Source organism: Nocardia sp. NPDC049149 (assembly GCF_043197455.1).
Taxonomy (GTDB): Bacteria; Actinomycetota; Actinomycetes; order Mycobacteriales; family Mycobacteriaceae; genus Nocardia.
In genome coordinates this window covers 414,062-427,881 of record NZ_JBICTD010000003.1, presented here as the reverse complement: position 1 = coordinate 427,881, position 13,820 = coordinate 414,062, and the positions used below count along the sequence as shown (strand labels likewise).

Below are 13,820 nucleotides of genomic sequence, written 5' to 3'. Positions count from 1 at the left end.
TCGGACGTCAGGGATGCTCGAGCTTCAGGGGATGGTCGAGCGTCAGGGGCCGGGCGTCAGTAACCGAGATTCGGGTCGATGGGGGCGATCAGATCTTTGCCGTCGGCGAACAGTCGCACGTTGGCGCCGACGTGGTCGGCGAACGCGGCAAGACGCAGCTGCGGTGGATTCGAATCATGCGGCGTGACAATGGCATTCGGCAGCACCCAGAGGGGATGACCGTCGGGGAGCGGCTCCGGATCGGTGACGTCGAGGCCCGCGCCCGCGATGGTGCCCGAGGCGAGCGCCGTCACCAAGGCATCGGTGTCGATGAGACTGCCGCGGGCAATGTTGATCACCCATGAGGACGGCTTCAGCCTGGCGAGCACGTCCGCGTCGATGAGATGTCGGGTGGCTGCGGTGGCGGGCGCCGCGATCACGACGTGATCGGTGCGCGGCCAGACCCGGGCCAGGTTTTCGGTGGCGATCGTCTCGATCGTGTCCGGGATGCCGGGGCCGGTCACCGCACGTCCGGAGCGATTGACGGCGATCACGTGCGCCCCGAGCGGGGTCAGCATGGGGATCAGCGCCCGGCCGATGCCGCCCGCGCCGACGATGGTCACGGTCTTGCCGCGCAGCGAGCCGATATGCGGGATGAAATCCTGCTGCCGCCAGCGTCCCGCCCGCAGATGCTCGGGCAGATACCGCACTCCCGCCAACAGCAGCATCAGCGCGTGCTCAGCGACGCTGGCGGCGAAAGCGCCTGCGGCAGAAGTGAACAGCACCTTGGGATGCTTGGCGATAACACCCGAGGCGAACCATTCCTCGACACCAGCCGCGGGCAATTGCACCCATTCGATCCCGGCGGGCAGCTCATCGGGGAACTGGCCAGGAGTGCCCACCCAGATCAGCCCGCTCGCCTCGGTCAGCTCGGCCACCACGCCGCCATTGTCGACGACGGCCTTCTCGATCAACGTCGGAGGCGGGTCGGCCGGACCAATCGCGATCGGTACCAGCGGTCGATCCATCACGGCCTCCTCCAGAACTGTCACAAGGCGCCGACTGCAGCGCCGAAGCGACGTTAGCACCGCCCGCACGCTCGACTTTTCGACCCCGGGCAGGTGATCTGACCGGCTGGTATGCATGCCGCGAGGGCGACGGGAACGCGGCAAATCGGCCACCAGCTCCGCGCGGTTCGGCCTCGTCCTCGCGCGTCGCGCTCGGCTTCGCTTCAGGCAGCGCTCAGCACCACTGGATCCAAGCGCGTGAGTCAGTCCTCGTCGAGGTCGGTTTGCTCGTCCAGTTCGGCGTCGACCTTGTCGCGGTCGGCCCACTCCAGCAGCTGGTCGATGTGGAAGACCGCGTCATCGATACCTGCGTGCAGGTCGCCCAGTTCGGCGAAGCGGGCGGGGACGGTTTTGATGGTGAAATCGCGAGGGTCGACATCGGGGACCTCGTCCCAGCGGATCGGCGTGGAGACGGTGGCGCTCGGGACGCCGCGGACCGAGTAGGCGGCCGCGATGGTGTGGTCGCGGGCGTTCTGGTTGTAGTCGACGAACAGCATCGCCGGGTCGCGGTCCTTACGCCACCAGGTGGTGGTCACGTCGTCGGGGACGCGGCGTTCGACCTCGCGGGCAAAGGCGAGCGCCGCGCGCCGCACCTCCTTGAAACCCCACTGCGGCGCGATCCGGACGTAAACGTGTAAACCCTTGCCGCCGGACGTTTTCGGCCAACCGACCGCGCCCAGATCATCCAGCACCTCATGGACCACACCCGCGACCCGCTGCACCCGCGACCACGGGCAATCCGGCATCGGATCCAGGTCGATGCGCCACTCGTCGGGGCTCTCGGTGTCGGCGGCGCGCGAATTCCACGGGTGGAACTCGACCGTCGACATCTGCACCGCCCAGATCACGTCGGCCAGCTCGTGCACGCAGAGCTCGTCGGCATGCCTGCCGTAGCGCGGAAAGAAGACGCGCACCGTCGGAATCCACTCGGGCGCGCCCGCGGGCAGGCGCTTCTGGTGCACCTTGTCCCCGGCCAGCCCCTTCGGGAAGCGGTGCAGCATGCACGGCCGGTCCTGCAGCGCCCGCACGATGCCGTCGCCAACGCTGAGGTAGTACTGCACCAGGTCGAGCTTGGTCGCGCCGGTCTCCGGGAAGTACACCCGGTCCGGGTTGGAGATCCGGACTGTGCGGTCGCCGACATCCAATTCGATGGCCGACGCCGCAGACTTGCTGGCCACTCGTCCGACCCTAGTGCACGTCGGGTGAACAAGCTTCGGAATGTGCGGCGTTCTGGTATGCATATGAGTATGAGCAAGGCGACGCGCGTGACCGTGACGCTGGATCCGCAGGTAGCCGAATGGGCGAAACAGGCGGCTGACCGGCAGAACCGCAGCCTGTCCTCGGTCATCAACGCCTCGCTGCGCACCGCGCTCGTGCACGACAGCCTCGCCAAACTGCCGGTCGACGACGAGGCCGAACGCGCCGCCGCCTATGTCGACGTGAGTCTCAACGAGGCGGCCGAAACCCACGCCCGCCGCAACCGCGGCGCGGCATGAGACGCGGTCAGATCTGGCGTTATTCCCCCACCCTGAGCGACGGAACACCCCTGCCGAGACGCATCTCGGTCGTGCTGGTCTCCGACTCGGCGGTGATCACCTCGCCCTACCGTTGGCTGCACGTCGTCCCGCTCCGCGACGCGGACCCCGGGCATGTGCTGGCGACGTACACCGAACACGGCTGGGCCGACACCCTCGAACTCCACCGCGCCTACCGGCCCTGGCTCACCGAGCAGCTCGGCGAGCTGACCGCGACGGAAGGCGAGTCGCTGGATGCCCGCCTGCGTGCGACATTGAGTCTGTGAGTGGGGCCGAGGTCCACACACGGCGGTCCGAGCATGGCTCGACCGGGCCGTTCCGATGCTCGACCTTACGAGACTAATTGGGCCACAACGCAATAGACTGCCGATGCGATTCAGGCGGGCTCGTCATCGCGCAAGACCCCTCGCTCGCGCGATGACGAGGTCGCCAGTTGTCATGTGGCGGTGTGCATCGCGGTGAAGGCCAGTAGGGGTACAGCGGTCTGCGGCGGATCCTCGAGCATCGGCGAATGTCCGACGCCGGACAGCATCTCGACCTTCGCGCCGGGCACGGCAAGGTACTCGGCGGCCGACGAGGGGCGCCAGCGCCGATCGTCCGCGCCGAACAACACCAGCAGTGGTGTGCCGAGAACCGCGAGTCGCTCAGGGAGCGGCCGCTGTTCGAGATACGCGGTGGACGCCTGCATCGCAGCGGCGAATGCGTGGAACGGCATGCCGCGCACGTCATCGATGAGCTGCTGGGGAATCTGGTAACCCGCGCGGCTGAACGCGGAATCCATTGCCGCACGGAGCTGATCGTCGGTCAGGTTCGGCCACTGCGCGGGATCGATAGCCAACTGCGGTGCGATGAACGCATCCAAGCGAGGGCCGGTATTGATGAGCACCAGCGCGCACACCAGGTCGGGCCGTTGCTCCGCGACAGCCGTGGCAACCGAGCCTCCGGTGGAGTGGCCGACAATGAGGGCGCGCTCGACACCGAGCTGATCCAACGCCGCACCGACTCGGCTCGCCTGCCTCGGAAGCTCGTACCCGCCGCCCGCAGGCTTCGCCGACCGACCATGTCCGAGGAGATCGATCCGGATGACGCGATATTTCTCGGTCAGCAACGGGACCAACGGATCCCACGAGTGGGTCGACGTAGCGAACCCATGGATGAGCGCCAGCGCCGGAGCGGTCCGGGGCCCGTCCTGGCTTACATGGATATCGCCGCCGTCCAAGGGCAGCATCGAATCCTCGGTATTCCCAGTGTCTTTCACGCCCAACTCCGCGTCCTGAATAGTCATTGATCCACTGTCGCCGACAGCGCACCTCGTGGCTTGTACAAATGTTCCCTTGGTGGGCCGCCTGGTCGGATGTCGGCGCCGACCGTGTCGAGGCCGCGCCGGGTCTCAGCGGCCTGACTGTCCATAGTCCGCAGGTGCCGAGCAGGTCGGCGTCGAAACCCAGCTGGCGCCGCCAAGTGCTGGATCGCCGGACGGCTTCGTCGTCGCGGAGATAACCCAGGCGTCGGCTCCTCCGCCGTGCAAGGCGACGATTTGGCCCGGATGCATCCGGCTGGGTCTTCGATACAGGCCCTAGCATGGATGTATGCGGCCGTTTGTGGATGACCGTGCTGCTATGGCGATGTGGGACATCGCTTCCCCGGCGCGGCCGAGCCGTGTGCCTGGGGTCACGATGGCCGGGTTCCGTGATCGGGGTGTGGCGCCGATCGACCAGCTGCTGGTCCCGCATCCTGCCTTGACGTTGGTGCTCGATTTCGGTGCGGGCCAGCCCATCGTGGATGACGCGGCGGGGCAACAGTATCGAGGAAGTATGGTCGCTGGGCTCGGACTCGGCGGCGCGGTCCGAGGGCACGGCGAGAACATCCAGTGCGTGCAGATTCGTCTGTCACCTGTTGTCGCACAAGCGGTTCTGGGTGTCGGCCCGGCGGATCTGGACGGAGCCGTCGTAGCGCTCGACGACCTGTGGGGCCGCGAGGCGGCACGAATCCGCGAGCGGCTGAGTGACGCTACCTCGTGGGCGGACCGTTTCGAGCTGGCGGACACGTTGCTTGCCCGTCGATACGCTGCGGGATCATCGATCGACGCGCCGGTGGCCTGGGCCTGGCATCGTATTGTCGCCAGCCGCGGCCTGATCCGCATCGACCAACTGGCCACCGAACTCGGCTGGAGCCGCAAACGCCTGTGGTCCCGATTCCACGCACAGATCGGCCAACCACCTAAGCCCGCCGCCAGATTGGTCCGCTTCGATCGCGCCGCCCACCGCCTGGTCGCCGGCCACAACGCGGCCAGCGTCGCGGCCGACGCCGGCTACACCGACCAATCACACCTGCACCGAGATGTCCTGGCGTTCACCGGCATAACCCCCGCCGCCATCGCCGCCGAACCCTTCCTGACCGTCGACGACCTCGCATGGCCAACCGCCACCCAAGCCGCCCGCACCTGACGGGCGATGCTGTCCCGTCCGTTGCGTGCCGCGCCAACTACCGCACGGCACCCACCTTCCGCTTGGTAGCCACAGCCCCATTCAGGAATCGAGAAACTCGACGAGCAACGGCACCAGCGTCGCTGGGCGGTCGAGAGGGATGATGTGGCCGCAGTCCTCGATCAAGTGCCCGGTCAGGGTGTCGGCGATGGGATGGAGCTGGTTTTCGAGTGCGGTTCCGACCGGGTGGGATCCGATGGCCATGGTCGGCACGGTGAGCCGGGCGGTGTCGGCAGCCTGCCGGATCTGCTCAGCACTGGTGGGCATCGACCGGTAGTAGGAGAAGGCGCACCGCAAGGAATCGGTGCCGGTGTAGGCGGCGACGAAGGCATCGCGGGTTTGCGCGGGTATGCCGCGACCCTGGGTGCCAGTCGCCAGAAACCAGTCGAGGTACTCGGATTCGTTTCCGGCAACGACTTTTTCGGCAAGACCCGGCACTGCGTGAAACCCGAACCACCAGGGCGGCCCACCGGCCAGAAAGGTTTCGGCACCGGGCAGCGTGCCCAGCAGCGATTCCATGAGCACCAGACGGTTGACTCGCTCGGGCCGCCGCATCGCCAGGAGGAATGCCGGGGGAGCACCGGCATCGATCGCGACGACGGAGGCGCTGGTTTCACCCAAGGCGTCGAGCAGCCCCTCGGCGTCGGCGGCAAGGGCGCCCGCGTCGTAGCCGTCCCGTGCTCGTGTGCTGGCGCCGAGGCCGCGCAGGTCCGGCGCGATCACCCGATGGCGTTGCGCGAGTGGGCCCATCACCTCGCGCCACAGCTGCCAGGTGTGTGGAAAGCCGTGCAGCAGTAGGACTGCCGGTCCGATTCCTGCGATCGCTACATTCGCTTCGATCCCGTTGGTTGCCACCATCCGTACGGTGAGATCTGGCAGTTCGTGAGACATTCGATCCTCCGCTGGCTGGTTACCAATAGTTACTAGCTGACCGTAGGTAACCTCAGGTAACCTGCCAAGAAGGCACTTTCGAGACAGGTGGTGAGCCCCAGGTGACTACCCGACCCAGCACAGGCCAGCGCGGGGATCTGTTCGCTCCGGGCTGCCCGACCCGCCAGCTACTGGATCGGCTCGGCACCAAATGGGTGTCCATGGTGGTGAAACTGCTCGCCGAGGCCGCGCCCGACGAGGTGCGCTTCGCCGAACTGCAGCGTCGGATGCCCGGCGTATCACAGAAGATGCTGTCGGTGACCCTGCAAAGCCTGTCCCGCGACGGGCTGGTCGCCCGCCGCGTCGAACCCACCGTCCCCCCGCGCGTTCACTATCGCCTCACCGATCTCGGACTCTCCCTGGAAACCCCGCTGGCCGCTCTGCGGGCGTGGGCGGAGGAACACATGGCCGAGATCGACGCCGCCGCAAACCCTCCGGACCACGCATGACCTCATCGAGAACCCTCCACGACTCTGTCCTGTCGATCTAGATCGCTGTCAAGTCCGCCAGCAGAAAGATCCGTCGCATCCTGGCACCAAACCTGCGTGATCGGCCCTCGAAACCTCCGCTGGCTGACACGTATATCGCCACGAGGGTGCGTTCGGGCGCCTGCGGGTCACGTTTCGGTCGGACAAAGATGGGTCGCGGATCCCGTCGGACTTGACATCCGGCGAGTTCCATCGAGGAGGTCGCTTGCAACTCCTTCTTCGCCAGCCGCGAACACCGACGACACCCACCCACCGGGCGCTCACACTGGACCGCATGATGCGAAAACTTCTCCGAGCGCTGCGAAGACTCGTGGGCGGCAAGGTAACCGGCGGCGGTGGCCGCCCCGACTCCGAAGGCGGCGGCAGCGCAGGCGTCCGCGAACCCCGCCGCCCCCTACCTCCCGACACCCACCTGGGTGCCACCCGCCACCCCGACCCAGACCCCCAATCCGTCAACCTCCCCGACCCCCGCCAATAACCAGCCTCCCGCCCAAACCCAAACCCTCGCTGGCTGACTGGCTGACTGGCTGACTGGCTGACTGGCTGACTGGCTGACTGGCTGACTGGCGACCACCGCGCATAGCCAACCCAGCCCAAATGTCAAGCCCCACAATCGATCCACCGCACGACCTCTTGCCGCTCATCCTCCCGCTGAGCGAGATATCAAGCCGCCCAATGCGCTGCGCCCACTCAATGCCGCATGCCTCCACGCGCCGTTCTGGAGTTGGTCGTCTGATCACGAGGCACTGGTGGCGGCATCGCCCGAGTAGCCCCCGCCACCAGTGCCCTCTCGATCAGAAACCACCACCTGTGCTCCCACATGCCGGGATCGCGGGTCTCCCCGAGGCCGGCACTAGTGGCTAGGCGTGCCTCAACACCGAAATCCGCACTCCTTCTGTGCGTGCGCACGGGGTATGGAGTTGGTCGTCTGATCACGGTGTACTGGTGTAGGCATCGCCCGAGCTGCCACCTGCACCAGTACCCCCTCGGCACAAAACACCCCACCCAATCCCAGATACCGAGATTGCTGGCCTCCCCCAACACCGGCCTCCGCAGCCGGTGTCACGTCAACGCCGAAATGCGCACTCGTACTGTCCATCGGCACACCTTCTAGCAGCCCAGAACCAGTGCGAATCCACAGAACGAGTGCGAATTCGAGTCTTCGATCTTGAAACCCCAGCAGCCGCACACCTCCTGTCTTCCCGCACACGATCTGGCTAGCAAAATCGTGTGCGGAAAGACAGAAAGTGTGCGGATGAGAGTCTTTGATCTTGAATCTCTGTCTTTGATCTTGAAAGTTCTCGAGACGGGAGCACAGCCAAGTGACCCGGCTGGGACAAGACGACGGGTGATCGACTGCGGAGGTCAGCCGGGTACGGCAGGCGAAGCGACCACGCTAATCCGGTGCACACACCGAGATGCCGTACTCACAGGAGACCGTGGAGTCGGGGAAATCTTTGCCTTCGCCGAGCCCAAAGCGGCACGGTGTCAGACCAACCCAGCCCGGACGGACGCGGCTTTGGGCCAGTGCAGCTTTCGTAGGGCGGGTTGCGTTTGGGGTGGTGGTTTATCCGCTGGTTCGACGGTTTCCTGGCGAGCGGGACAGTTTCGGGGTTTGCACTGGATAGCGTGGTGGCGTCGTGTGCCGTACCCGGCTGACCTCCGCAGTCGCTCACGCGTTCGCTCGTCCCAGGGCGGGTTGCTTGGCTGTGGTCCGGTCCAAAGATCTTTTCGGGGAAGTGATCTCGAGGGAGGTTGACGGGAGTCATATGGTGGCCGTTTTCAGGCGCACGGCAACCATAGGACTCCCGCCAACGACGGTCAGCAACCATTTCACTCCCGTCAACGGGTCAACAACCATTTCACTCCCGTCAACACGGGCGGCAACCGTCCCGGTCATCGGCCGGTGGTCCGGCTCAGCAAGCTTCACAGCGATCTTGAAGTGTTGACGTGAGAGAAAAGGTGCATGTCGCCGACACGCGTCGCACCCCCTTCTCTCACGCCGACGGGCCCAGCAACCACATCTCTCACGCCGATGCGAGCCAGCAGCCCAATCCTCGGCCGTCAACGGGGCAGCAACGGTCTCTCGGCACGGAGGTCGACAACCAGCCTTCTAACGCCAACGGGTTCAGCGACCATTCCACCTCGCGCCCGCTCACAACCCGCCCCTACCTCTCAGGCCTGACAATCCCCTCGCACGCTGGCAAGTTCGGGTGCTTTCCTCAGGCGAAGAGCAACCGCCCGCTAGGTCACCGAAGCGAGGGCAAAAGGCAGTACAGCATCAGCCCCAGCCGCGCGCAGCGCATGAGCCGCGACGGTCAGCGTCCACCCGGTATCGGAGACTGTGTCCACCAACAGAATTGGTCCATCGACATGCGTGAGATCAGGAACCTCCCACGAGTCGAACAGCCCCGCGACACGGTGCGCGGAATTGGCGGCGGACACCGGTGCTCGGTCCACGCGAATCGGCATGGTGCCGAGGTCTTGGAGCCTGCCGACCTCGGCGAGACGAGCCGCGAGGGTGGCGGTGAGCACCGGGTAGCGTGCGGATTCCAACGCCATGACCGAGGTGGGGCGGGTGCTCCAGTTCCAGTCGCGCAGCACCGCGATGCAGGCGTCGAAGACCGAATCGGGGATCGGGTCGTCGGGGGCGTCGAGGAGGGCACGCAGGCGTTGGCCCCAGCCGAGGTCGGTGAGCCTGCCGAGCACGCGACCGGTGTCGGCGCCATCGCTGATCTTGCCGGACAACGGAACTCCGAGCTTCGCCATGCCGGTCGGCCACTGCTTGCGCGGGCTCAAGTCGAGGCCGGGGCGGTCGAGCCGAGCGCGGGTCGCGGCTACGGCTGCGGCGTCCACGGTGACGTCGGGTCGGGTGCCGGTGCAGTTGTCGCAGCGCCCGCAGCCTGGTGCGTCCAGTTGTCCCGCGGACAATCCGGGATCGTCGAGTTGGCGGCGCAGGAATTCCATCCGGCAGCCGCCGGTCGACTGGTAGTCGACCATCGCTTGCTGTTCGACTTCCCGTGCGGCGGACAGCTTCTCGTAGCGTTCGGTGTCGTAGGTCCACGGCTGGCCGGTGGCGAGCCAACCGCCACGCACCCGGCGCACCGCACCGTCCACGTCGAGCACCTTGAGCACCATCTCCAGGCGCGACCGGTTCAGCTCGACGAGCGGTTCCAACGCGATGGTGGACAGCGGCCGGTCGGTGTCGAGCGCGTCGAGCACCGCGCGCACGATGTGTTCGCGCGGAAACGCAACGGAGGCAAAGTAACTCCAGATCCGCGCGTCCTCGGGGCCGGGCAGCAACACCACCTCGGCGCGTTCGGTGCCACGGCCCGCACGACCGACCTGCTGGTAGTAGGCGATGGGGGAGGACGGCGCGCCGACGTGCACGACGAAGCCGAGGTCCGGCTTGTCGAAGCCCATGCCGAGCGCGGAGGTGGCGATGAGCGCCTTCACCTCGTTGTTCAGCAGCGCCTGTTCGAGCACTTCGCGTTCGGCCGGGTCGGTCTGGCCGGTGTAGGCGGCGACGGTGTGCCCGTGCGAGTTCAACACGTCGGCGAGGTCGTGCGCGGCGGCGACGGTGAGCGTGTAGACGATTCCCGAGCCGGGCATTTGGTGCAGGTGCCCGCTGAGCCAGGCGGTCCGCTCTACTGCGTCGTCGAATCGCACCACCGACAGATGCAGCGACTCGCGATCCAGGGTGCCGCGCAGCACGAGGGTGTCGGTGCCGATCTGGGTGGCGACGTCGGTGACCACCCGGTCGTTCGCGGTCGCGGTGGTGGCGAGCACTGGCACGTCCGAGCCGAGATCGGCGATGAGCGTGCGGATGCGCCGATAGTCGGGCCGGAAGTCGTGACCCCAGTCGGACACGCAGTGCGCTTCGTCGATCACCACGAGACCGGCGTCGGCGGCGAGCTTCGGCAGCACCTGGTCGCGGAAGTCCGGGTTGTTCAGTCGCTCCGGGCTGACCAGCAGCACGTCGACCTCGCCCGCCGCGACCTGAGTGTGTATCTCGTCCCATTCGGTGACATTGCCCGAATTGATGGTCGCGGCAACGACTCCCGCGCGCTGTGCGGCCGCGACCTGGTTGCGCATGAGCGCGAGCAGCGGCGACACGATGACCGTCGGCCCGCGTCCGGCACCGCGCAGCAACTTCGCCGCGATGAAGTACACCGCCGATTTGCCCCAACCGGTTCGCTGCACCACCAGCGCCCTGCGTCGCTGCACCACCAGCGCTTCGATCGCCGTCCACTGATCTTCGCGTAACCGTGCCTCGGGTCCGGCCAGCTCGCGAAGCAGGTGTTCCGCACGCTCGCGAAGATCGGGTGCGGTGAGGTCGATCGCCGGGACATCGGTCGCCGTGGTCATGCGCTCCATCGTGCCCGACGGTACCGACACGAACCGCGCTCGTCGCGCCCGCCCGCCCCGACCGCGCATGTCGCACCGGAAAGATCGTGGTGAAACGCGCTAAAGATCGTTGATATTGGGGGTCCGTCAGCACGGCGATGTGCCTTACACTGCGTGGATTGCTGCGTCGTCGCCGAGACGGACTCCGCCCTCCGGCGACGGGTTTGGGACACGGGACAACCGTCGACGCCGAGGACTAGTCGAATGAACGATTATTTGCGTTTGATTCGGGGTTGGTGGAGCGAGAGCGTCGACTATCGCTGGGTGGTGAACGCGCTCGACTCCCGGTCGGCGCTCGGTGTGATCAAGTTTGCTATCGGCGTGTGCGGTTTGGCGACCCCGTTCATCAGCATCCTGATAGTTACCTCGGCGGCAGACGAATTGAACGTCTTCACGCGAACGATGCTGTGGTGTGTCGTCGTGCTCGCGGTGGTGTGGGTGGCGCGCTGGTGGCTGCTGCCGTGGCCGAGCGTCCGGGAATCGTTGACGTTGATCGCGATCGGCGACGTGTGCATCACGGCGGTCTGCGCCCTGAGCCCCGGGTATGCCGTGCGGTCGGTCGGGATGATGCTGTTGCTGATCGTCGGCGTCTATGTCAGCGCCTTCCACACACCCCGGATCTTGGCGGTGCACACGGCGTGGTCGTTGGCCTCGGCGGTGACGTTGGCGGTGCCGCTGTTCGGTGTCGGCGACTCGGTGTCGGCGACGATCATGATTCTCGGCATGATCGCGGCCACGGTGGTGCCGCCCGGCCTGCAGTTCTGCTACTGGGTGCTGCGCGACGACATGCTGGCCGATCCGTTGACGACGCTGTTGAGCAGGCGCGGCTTCGAGTACCACTCCACCATGGTGGTCGGCTGCCCCGACGGGGGTCCGGTCTGCTGCATGCTGGTCGACCTGGATCGCTTCAAAGCCGTCAACGACACCTATGGGCATCACGCCGGCGACGAGGTGCTGGTGCGGACGGCCCAGCGGCTGCAGCGCACCGCGCCTGACAATTGCGTCGTGTCCCGTGTCGGCGGCGAGGAGTTCGCGATCGTCGCGCGCATGCCGGTGACGACCGCGGCCGATGTCGCCGAACGACTACGCCGCGCGGTCGCCGAACCGACGGGATCGATCTCGGTGACCGCGAGCATCGGCATCGCCGTCGCCGAAGCGGGCGTCACCGGCTACCGCCAGAGCAGGCAGTTGGTGTGGGACCTGATCCGCTGCGCGGACAGCGCGATGTACCAGGCCAAACAGCGCGGCGGCGACACGGTGGTTGTGGAGAACATCGCTGTGCTGCAAGGCATCGAGCCAACCGCGGCGTCGACCGCCCAGCCCTCTGCTTGACCGAACCAGCCGCGGCTATCCGGCGGTGTCGGCGGCGAGCGCGAGGAGCCTGGCGCGAATCAGCAGCGGCCGCTCCTCGGTGATGAAGTGACCACAGTTCGGCACCCGCTCCAACTTGTAGTCATCGGCATTCGCTGTTTCGGCGGCGGCCAGCGAATAGTGCACGGCGCCGTCGTCCACACCGAACAGCGCCCGGATCGGGACAGTGGCGCGGCGGGTCTCGCCGTGTCTGCTCCCGCGCGGCAGTTCGCGTAACAGGAAGGTCCGGTAAGTGTCGGTCGCTGCCCGCGCACAGACCGGATCGCGGAACCGATCGGCGTACGCGCGCACCACTTCTGGACCGAACTCCGCGTTGTCCGCCACGCCCTTGTCGAAGATCAACTCGAGGAACCGGGTGTGCTGATGCAGGTAGGTTCCGAAGGCGGCGACGGGCGGTTGGTACACCATGAACCGCCACAGGTGGGGCAGGAAGGTGCGCGGCGACTGCCACGGGTGCGCGATGTTCAGCACCAGGAAACCGTCGAACCGTTCCGGCGCGCGCAACACCATGAGATGGCCGATGTACCCGCCCCAGTCGTGGCCGACCAGCAGCACCCGATCCAGTCCGAGCTCGTCGAGCAACGCGAAAACATCTGAGGCGACATCCTCTTTCGCCCACCGATGCGGCGCGGGCCCCGACCAGCCGTAGCCGGGCAGATCCGGCGCGATGATCCGCAAACCGTCCGGCGGATCGGCGAGCAGATGCCGATAGGCGTAGTGATGCTGTGGCCATCCGTGCAGCGCGAGCACCGGCCTGCCGTCCGCCGGACCCGCCTCGGTCACATGGAAGCGGACTCCGCGGGCCGTGACGAAAGATCGACGTACGCCAGGAATCTCCGGCGGATCGGACGGCACGTGCGCGGTGTTCGCGCCGGAATCCTGTTGCTGCATACCCGATAGTAACCAGCCATGACCAGCGCGTGGGTCCGCTTTTCAGTACGTCACGGTCTGCCCACTCGGCGCGGCATTCGCCGCGAAATGACCATGGACGACGGACAATAGGGCTGACAAGATTCCCGGTACCGGGAACCGCAGGAGGCCAACCATGTCGAGCAACTATCAGCCACCCGCTGGCTGGTCGCCGCCGGGCGCCCAATTCCAGAGCCGAAGCGGTGTCGGGCGCACGCTGGTCGGGACGGTGATCGCGGTGGTGATCACGCCGATAGGTGTCGGGCTGGCCGCGCACGGTGCGCTGGACACTCGGCAGTGGGTCATTCTCGGCACCTCGGCCGATCGGTGGGGCTCGAACTTTCAGATCATCGGCGGCGCGCTGCTGCTGTTCCTGGTCGCCGCATTAGCCGCGTTCTCCCCGTTCGGCACCGCGATCGCGGGACTGGTGTGGGGGTTGATTCCCGGGATTCTGCACATCCTCTTCCCGGAGGACACCTACCGGCAGATCGAGAACATCCCCGAGCTGTCCGACGATTTCCATCTCGCACTACACAATTGGGTGCTGAACGGCTTCGCGCTCCTCACCGGCGTTTTCCTGCTCGGCGCCGCCATCGCCGCCACCCTGCGCCGCAAATGAGAAAGGCCGCGCGCACTTCAGTGCGCGCG

Annotated in this window: 12 protein-coding genes; 6 read left to right on the top strand and 6 right to left on the bottom strand. The window is 66.5% G+C overall.

Translation table 11 applies throughout. The features are described from left to right. Positions 1-56 precede the first annotated feature (56 nt). Both ACGFNJ_RS12825 and ligD read right to left on the bottom strand, forming a co-directional pair. A complete protein-coding gene (locus ACGFNJ_RS12825) occupies positions 57-1,007 on the bottom strand; it encodes a D-isomer specific 2-hydroxyacid dehydrogenase family protein (RefSeq protein ID WP_393446681.1) in 951 nt (316 codons plus the stop codon). A 242-nt stretch (positions 1,008-1,249) separates the two neighbouring features. After that, positions 1,250-2,224, bottom strand: coding sequence for a non-homologous end-joining DNA ligase (gene ligD, locus ACGFNJ_RS12820; RefSeq protein ID WP_393446679.1), 975 nt, complete (start codon positions 2,222-2,224; stop codon positions 1,250-1,252). A 69-nt stretch (positions 2,225-2,293) separates the two neighbouring features. On the opposite strand from ligD, the gene ACGFNJ_RS12815 reads away from it, so the two are divergent. Beyond that, a complete protein-coding gene (locus ACGFNJ_RS12815) occupies positions 2,294-2,542 on the top strand; it encodes a DUF6364 family protein (protein ID WP_069167960.1) in 249 nt (82 codons plus the stop codon). Beyond that, entirely contained in the window at positions 2,539-2,847 is a 309-nt protein-coding gene (locus ACGFNJ_RS12810) for a hypothetical protein (RefSeq protein WP_393446676.1), read from the top strand. The genes ACGFNJ_RS12815 and ACGFNJ_RS12810 overlap by 4 nt, the downstream gene beginning before the upstream one ends. A 170-nt stretch (positions 2,848-3,017) precedes the next feature. On the opposite strand, the gene ACGFNJ_RS12805 is transcribed toward ACGFNJ_RS12810, so the two are convergent. Further along, positions 3,018-3,866 (bottom strand): alpha/beta fold hydrolase, encoded by an 849-nt coding sequence (locus ACGFNJ_RS12805; RefSeq protein WP_393446674.1) that lies wholly within the window; start codon positions 3,864-3,866, stop codon positions 3,018-3,020. A gap of 304 nt (positions 3,867-4,170) precedes the next feature. Here ACGFNJ_RS12805 and ACGFNJ_RS12800 point away from each other — a divergent pair, with 304 nt between their 5' ends. Beyond that, positions 4,171-5,028, top strand: a complete 858-nt coding sequence (locus ACGFNJ_RS12800) for a helix-turn-helix domain-containing protein (protein WP_393446672.1) — start codon at positions 4,171-4,173, stop codon at positions 5,026-5,028. A gap of 81 nt (positions 5,029-5,109) precedes the next feature. Here ACGFNJ_RS12800 and ACGFNJ_RS12795 read toward each other — a convergent pair whose 3' ends face one another. Then, positions 5,110-5,958, bottom strand: coding sequence for an alpha/beta fold hydrolase (locus ACGFNJ_RS12795; protein ID WP_393446670.1), 849 nt, complete (start codon positions 5,956-5,958; stop codon positions 5,110-5,112). 101 nt (positions 5,959-6,059) lie between these two features. Here ACGFNJ_RS12795 and ACGFNJ_RS12790 point away from each other — a divergent pair, with 101 nt between their 5' ends. Further along, the gene (locus ACGFNJ_RS12790) at positions 6,060-6,446 is read left to right on the top strand and encodes a winged helix-turn-helix transcriptional regulator (RefSeq protein WP_393446668.1); all 387 of its coding nucleotides are present in this window, start codon (positions 6,060-6,062) and stop codon (positions 6,444-6,446) included. Between the two features lie 2,283 nt (positions 6,447-8,729). Here ACGFNJ_RS12790 and ACGFNJ_RS12785 read toward each other — a convergent pair. Beyond that, the gene (locus tag ACGFNJ_RS12785; RefSeq protein ID WP_393446666.1) at positions 8,730-10,853 is read right to left on the bottom strand and encodes a RecQ family ATP-dependent DNA helicase; all 2,124 of its coding nucleotides are present in this window, start codon (positions 10,851-10,853) and stop codon (positions 8,730-8,732) included. A 243-nt stretch (positions 10,854-11,096) separates the two neighbouring features. Here ACGFNJ_RS12785 and ACGFNJ_RS12780 point away from each other — a divergent pair, with 243 nt between their 5' ends. Then, complete coding sequence (locus tag ACGFNJ_RS12780) at positions 11,097-12,224, top strand: GGDEF domain-containing protein (protein WP_393446664.1); 1,128 nt, start codon at positions 11,097-11,099, stop codon at positions 12,222-12,224. Between the two features lie 15 nt (positions 12,225-12,239). Here ACGFNJ_RS12780 and ACGFNJ_RS12775 read toward each other — a convergent pair whose 3' ends face one another. Continuing rightward, positions 12,240-13,154 (bottom strand): alpha/beta fold hydrolase, encoded by a 915-nt coding sequence (locus ACGFNJ_RS12775; protein ID WP_393446662.1) that lies wholly within the window; start codon positions 13,152-13,154, stop codon positions 12,240-12,242. A 154-nt stretch (positions 13,155-13,308) separates the two neighbouring features. Between ACGFNJ_RS12775 and ACGFNJ_RS12770 the strand changes: the two genes are divergently transcribed. Beyond that, positions 13,309-13,791, top strand: coding sequence for a hypothetical protein (locus ACGFNJ_RS12770; RefSeq protein WP_393446660.1), 483 nt, complete (start codon positions 13,309-13,311; stop codon positions 13,789-13,791). Positions 13,792-13,820: the final 29 nt, after the last annotated feature.